General features: G+C 73.2%; 5 protein-coding genes. 4 read left to right on the top strand and 1 reads right to left on the bottom strand.

From position 1 onward, the window contains the following. The first annotated feature begins 123 nt into the window (after positions 1-123). Positions 124-603, top strand: a complete 480-nt coding sequence (locus P1P70_RS38585) for a DUF1772 domain-containing protein (protein WP_319246100.1) — start codon at positions 124-126, stop codon at positions 601-603. Between the two features lie 64 nt (positions 604-667). Next, the gene (locus tag P1P70_RS38580) at positions 668-2,188 is read left to right on the top strand and encodes a glutamate synthase subunit beta (RefSeq protein ID WP_319246098.1); all 1,521 of its coding nucleotides are present in this window, start codon (positions 668-670) and stop codon (positions 2,186-2,188) included. Between the two features lie 89 nt (positions 2,189-2,277). Here the strand turns inward: P1P70_RS38580 and P1P70_RS38575 are convergent, their stop codons facing one another. Beyond that, complete coding sequence (locus tag P1P70_RS38575) at positions 2,278-2,802, bottom strand: carboxymuconolactone decarboxylase family protein (RefSeq protein ID WP_413471645.1); 525 nt, start codon at positions 2,800-2,802, stop codon at positions 2,278-2,280. A gap of 41 nt (positions 2,803-2,843) precedes the next feature. On the opposite strand from P1P70_RS38575, the gene P1P70_RS38570 reads away from it, so the two are divergent. Both P1P70_RS38570 and P1P70_RS38565 read left to right on the top strand, forming a co-directional pair. Beyond that, a complete protein-coding gene (locus P1P70_RS38570) occupies positions 2,844-4,253 on the top strand; it encodes a PLP-dependent aminotransferase family protein (protein WP_319246095.1) in 1,410 nt (469 codons plus the stop codon). A gap of 294 nt (positions 4,254-4,547) precedes the next feature. After that, a partial coding sequence (locus tag P1P70_RS38565) for a PEP/pyruvate-binding domain-containing protein (RefSeq protein WP_319246093.1) occupies positions 4,548-6,122 on the top strand: 1,575 nt, incomplete at its 3' end.

Raw genomic sequence — 6,122 nt, 5'->3', positions numbered from 1 at the left:
GGGTTGGGCTCGCGCATATGCGGGTGAGCGGCTCCGCCATGGGGCTGGGGGTTGTGCGGAGGTTCACTTGTGGGGAGGTCGGGTGGTGGGCAGGATTTTCGGGGGATCTAGGTGGGAGCGGACATGATCGATGGGCCGTACTTCGTGCTGACGGTGCTGGGCCTGCTCGGGACGGCGATCGTGGCGGGCGTGTTCTGCGGGTTCTCGACGTTCGTGATGAAGGGGCTGGCGTCGTTGCCGCCCGCCCAGGGCGTGGCGGCGATGCAGGCGATCAATGTGAGCGCTCTGACGCCGGCGTTCATGCTCGTGTTCGTGGGTACGGCGGTGCTGTGTGCCGTGCTGGCCGTCGTGACGTTCGTGCTGTGGCCGGACGAGGCCAGGGTCGAACTGTTGCTGGGCAGCGCGCTGTATCTGTTCGGCTGCTTCGGGGTCACGATGGTGGCGAACGTGCCGCGCAACGAGACGCTCGCCAAGCTGGAGGCGGGCACGCCGGAGGCGGCGACGTACTGGCGCGACTACGTGAGCCGGTGGACGACGTGGAACCACGTGCGGGCGGTCGCCGCGGCCGCCGCGGCCCTGTCGTACGTGCTGGCGCTCGCCTGAGGCGGGGGCGGCGGGCGCGTCGTATCGTGGCCGGTACGCGTAGCTCTCCGTGAGGGGGACGGCCATGGCCGATCCCAAGGGTTTCCTGACCACACCACGCGAGGACTGGCCCCGTCGCCCCGTGGAGGAGCGGGTCCGGGACTGGGACGAGGTGTATGTTCCCGGGGCTCTGCTGCCGATCATCAGCAAGCAGGCCGACCGCTGCATGGACTGCGGGATCCCCTTCTGTCACGACGCCTGTCCGTTGGGGAATCTGATCCCCGAGTGGAACGATCTCGTGTCGCGGGAGGACTGGCGGGCGGCGAGCGACCGGCTGCACGCCACGAACAACTTCCCCGAGTTCACGGGGCGCTTGTGTCCCGCGCCCTGTGAGGCGGGGTGTGTGCTGGCGATCAACCAGCCCGCGGTGACCATCAAGAACGTGGAGGTGGCCATCGCGGACCGGGCCTGGGAGGACGGTTTCACCGCGCCGCGTCCGCCCGACCGGCTGTCCGGGAAGACGGTCGCCGTGGTCGGTTCCGGTCCCACCGGGCTGGCGGCGGCGCAGCAGTTGACGCGGGCCGGGCACACGGTCGCGGTGTACGAGCGTGCCGACCGGATCGGGGGCCTGCTGCGGTACGGGATCCCGGCGTTCAAGATGGAGCGGCGCCATCTGGACCGGCGGTTGGAGCAGATGCGGGCAGAGGGCACGAAGTTCCGGACGTCGACCGCGGTGGGGGTGGATGTCGGGGCGGCCGAGTTGCGGGCCCGGTACGACGCGGTGGTGCTCGCGACGGGGGCCACGGCGTGGCGGGAACTGGACGTGCCGGGGCGGGAGTTGGCCGGCGTGCATCAGGCGATGGAGTATCTGCCGTTGGCCGACCGGGTGTGTGAGGGGGATCTGGAGGTGTCGCCGTTGTCGGCGGCCGGGAAGCATGTCGTGATCGTCGGGGGTGGGGACACGGGTGCGGACTGTCTGGGGACGGCGGTGCGGGAAGGGGCCGCGTCGGTGACCCAGTTGGACATCTACCCGCTGCCGGAGGCCGAGCGTGACGAGGATGTCGATCCATGGCCGACGTATCCGAAGGTGTACCGGCTCTCTGCGGCGCACGAGGAGGCGCGCGACCTTCGGTCCGCGCCGGCGGCGGACGCGGACGCGCGGCTCTTCGCGGCGTCCACGCTCCGCTTCACCGGGGACGGATCGGGGCGGGTGCGGGCGTTGCACCTGGTCGAGGTGGACGAGCGGCGGCGGGCCCGGCCGGGTACCGAGCGGACGTTGCCGGCCGATCTCGTCCTGCTCGCGCTCGGGTTCTCCGGTCCGGATCGGCACGACGGGCTCGTGGACCAGCTCGGGCTGGCCCTCGATCCGCGCGGGACGATCACGCGGGGGCCGGACTTCGCGACGAACGTGCCTGGTGTGTACGCCGCCGGGGACGCTGCCCGTGGGCAGTCCCTGATCGTGTGGGCGATCGCCGAGGGGCGGTCCGTGGCCGCCGCGGTCGACCGTAGGCTGACCGGGGCGGACCGCCTGCCGTCACCGATCGGACCGTACGACCGCCCGATGACGGCCCTGCCACCGGCCACCGGTGGTGGGGTCTGGCGGTGATCTGGCGGTGGTCTAGCGGTGATCTGGCGGTGATCTGGCGGTGATCTGGCGGTGGTCTGGCGGTGGTCTGGCGGTGGTCTGGCGGTGACCTAACGGTTGTCCGTGCCGGCTTGTTTGGCGGTGGCGAGGGCTATGCGGTTCCACGTGTTGATGGTGAGGATCAGGGCGATGACGTGGGCCAGTTCGGTGTCGTCGAAGTGGGTGGCGGCTTCGGCGTAGACGGCGTCGGGGACGCCCCCGTCGGCGACGAGGGTGACCGCTTCGGTGAGGGCGAGCGCGGCCTGTTCGCGCGCGGTGAAGAAGTGCCGGGCCTCGCGCCAGACCGGGATCATGTGCAGCCGGTCCTCGCTCTCGCCGGCCTTGCGGGCGTCGTTGGTGTGCATGTGGAGGCAGTAGGCGCAGTGGTTGAGGTGGGAGGCGCGGATCTGGATCAGTTCGACCAGGGCCGGGTCGATGCCCTCGCGGGCAGCCGCGTCGAAGCCGATGAGCGCGCGGAAGGCGTTGCGGGCCGACTTCGCGAAGTCGAGACGGGGGACGGCGGTCGCCGCCGGGTTCGGCGTCGCGGTGACGCTCGCGCTCTTCTTGGCTGTTGTCGTGTTCGTCGTCATGACCATGAATCTATGGGGCGGAAAGACCTGCCGTAGGGTGCATTTTCATGGCGTATTCATGGGTCAATTCGGCCGAGCCGATCGGGGCCGATCTGCATCTCGAACTGTCCGGTGCCGGGGGGCGGCGGGCGGCGCTGATCCGGGCGTTGCGGGAGGCGGTGCGTGGTGGTCGGCTGGCGCCCGGGACCCGGCTGCCCCCGTACCGCTCGCTCGCCGCGGACCTGGGCGTCGCCCGCAACACGGTCGCCGACGCGTACGCGGAACTGGTCGCGGAGGGCTGGCTGACCGCCCGGCAGGGGTCGGGGACGCGGGTCGCGCAGCGGGTGGAACCCCTGGGCGGGGCACGCGTGCCTCGTAAGGCGCCGCCACGCGCGCACGGGCCCCGGCACGATCTGCGGCAGGGCACGCCGGACGCGTCGGCGTTCCCCCGGGTGGCCTGGGCGGCGTCGTACCGCAGGGCGTTGACGCGGGCGCCCAACGAGGCGTTCGGACCGGGTGATCCGGCGGGCCGGGTCGAGCTGCGGGAGGCGCTCGCCGAGTATCTGGCCCGCGCGCGGGGCGTGCGGACCGAGCCCTCGCGGATCGTGGTCTGCTCCGGTTTCGCGCACGCGTTGCGGCTGCTGTTCCACGGCCGGGTGCTGCGGGGGCCGCTGGCCGTGGAGTCGTACGGGCTGGGCTTCCACCGCGAGGTGCTGGCGGCTGCCTCCGTACGGACCGTTCCGCTGGCGCTCGACGAGGACGGTGCCCGGGTGGACGGGCTGGACCGGGAGAGGGCGGTGCTGCTCACGCCCGCGCACCAGTTCCCCACCGGCGGGCCGCTGCGTCCCGAGCGGCGGGCCGCTGTCGTGGACTGGGCACGCGCGCGTGGCGGGCTGGTGCTGGAGGACGACTACGACGGGGAGTTCCGCTACGACCGCAAGCCCGTCGGGGCCGTGCAGGGACTGGATCCCGACCGGGTCGTCTTCATCGGCTCGGTCAGCAAGAGCCTGTCGCCCGCGCTGCGGCTGGGGTGGCTGGTCCTGCCGGAACGGTTGGTGGAGGCCGTCCTGGAGGCCAAGGGAGAGCGGGAGGCGTGGGCGAGCGTGCCGGACCAGCTGGCGCTGGCGGACTTCGTGGTGTCCGGGGCGTACGACCGGCATGTGCGGCGTATGCGGCAGCGGTACCGGGCGCGTCGGGACCGGCTGGTCGCGGCCCTGGCCGTGCACGCGCCGCACATCGAGGTCACCGGGATCGCCGCCGGGCTGCACGCGGTGCTGCGGCTGCCGCCCGGTACCGAGCGGTCCGCGGTGAAGGCGGCGGCCTGGCGGGGCGTGGCGCTGGACGGGCTGGCGGCGTTCCGGCACCCCGAGGCGCGGGGGGATGCCCCGGACGGGCTGGTCGTGGGGTACGCGACGCCGCCGGAGCACGCGTACGGAGCGGCGCTGGAGGCGTTGTGCGGGGTGCTCCCGCCCGCGTGAGTTGCCGTACGGGGGTGGGTCGGCGACGGCCGGGACGTGAGCGCGGCGAGCGTGGTGGTGGGCCGGTCACCCGGCCCGGGGTCCTGGTGGCGGGAGGGTTCCCGGTCAACAGGAAAAGTCGACAGGAAAAGTGGGGTGGTGGGACGATTGGGGTCAGGAGGTACGTCACCGCTGTCGCCGCGGGCACCCCCACAATCCGGTGGTGGCCTGCCCCCATCCTTCGTTCCGTCGTCAGGCGTAGGGCCCCCCTCCCTCGCGTCCCCCCTGTTGACGGCCGGTCCGGGAGGGTGCTCGATGACGACGCTCGACGAACGTCACGGAGAACACGGAGAAGGTGCGCACGGCGGGACTCCGCCCCGGAGCGGCGGCCCTCTCGGTGCCCGCGTCGTCCCTCTGGACCAGCCGACGGCCTCGCTGCCTCCGCTCACCGGTGCCAAGGCGGCGCACCTCGCGTCGGCGGCGCGTGCCGGGTTGCCGGTGCTACCCGGGTTCGTGATCCCGTACACCCCTCGGGATCCGGATGACCAGCGGCGGGACCCTGGCCTGGGGGGCCCGGACGGCCTGGGGGGCCCGGACGGCCTGCGGCACCCTGACGATCTACGGGACCCCGACGACCTACGGGACCTGCCGCGGGCCTGGGCCGAGTTGTCGCGGCACGGTGCGCGGGCGCTGGTCGTACGGTCCTCGTCGCCGCAGGAGGACACGCAGGAGTCCTCGCTGGCGGGACGTTTCGACTCGGTGCTCGATGTGCGGGGGTGGGAGGAGTTCCGGGCGGCGGTGCGCACGGTGCTCGGCTCGGCCCGGGGGCCGGACGGTGACTGTGCGCCGATGGCCGTGCTCGTCCAGCCGATGCTCAGGGCCCGGATCGGGGGTGTGCTGTTCGGCGCGGACCCGGTGGCCGGGCGGACCGATCGGATGCTGGTCAGCGCGGTGCGGGGCGGGCCCGACACGCTGGTGAGCGGGGAGCAGCCGGGGACGAGTCACTGGTTGAGCCGGTGGGGGCGGCTGCTGGGGACGGAATCGTCGGACGGTGGGGCGTTGCTCACCGCCGCCGAGCTGCGTCGTCTGGCGCGGCTGGCTCGGCGGGCGGCCCGGGTGTTCGGCGGTCCTCAGGACATCGAGTTCGCGTTCGACGAGGACGGACAGCTGTGGTTGCTCCAGAGCCGCCCGATCACGGCGATGGGGCCGCGTCCGCCCCGTGGCGCCCGGCTGCTGGGTCCCGGGCCGGTGGCGGAGACCCTGCCGGGGCAGTTGGAGCCGCTGGAGGAGGATCTGTGGGTGGCGCCGATGGCCCGGGGGCTCGCCGTCGCGCTCGACCTCGGCGGGAGCGCGTCGCGTCGGCGGTTGCGGTCGGCGCCGGTGGTCACGGCGGTCGGTGGCCGGGTCGCGGCGGACCTGCGGCTGCTGGGTGCCGTCCCGCCGAGGCACCCCCGCCTGGCGTGGCTCAACCCGGCGACGGGGGCCCGTCGGCTGGGTGCCGCCTGGCGGGTGGGACGGCTGACCTCGACGTTGCCGGGCATGGCTACGGACCTGGTGGCCGACGTCGACCGGCGGCTGGTCGAGACCCCGCCGACGGGAGAGTTGCCGGCCGCCGAGTTGATGTCGACCCTGCGTTGGACGCGCTCGGTCCTGGTCTCGCTCCACGCTCAGGAGGCCCTGGCGGGTGCCCTCCTCGCCGAGCCCCACGTCACGGCCGCGGGGACCGCTCTCGCGACGCTCTCCGAGTCGAGGTACCGGGACCGGAACCTGTCGGACCACCAGGTGGTGGCCGCCGAGCCCGTGGTCCTCGCCCTGACGGCTCCGAGCCTGTGGGGCGATCTGCGGCTGCCCCCACCGGAGCCCGTCCACCGCAACGGCGCCTCCGCCACC

Source organism: Streptomyces sp. MB09-02B (genome assembly GCF_033794485.1).
Taxonomy (GTDB): Bacteria; Actinomycetota; Actinomycetes; order Streptomycetales; family Streptomycetaceae; genus Streptomyces.
Note: the sequence above shows the minus strand (reverse complement) of the source record. Positions and strands in the feature narration are given on the sequence as shown.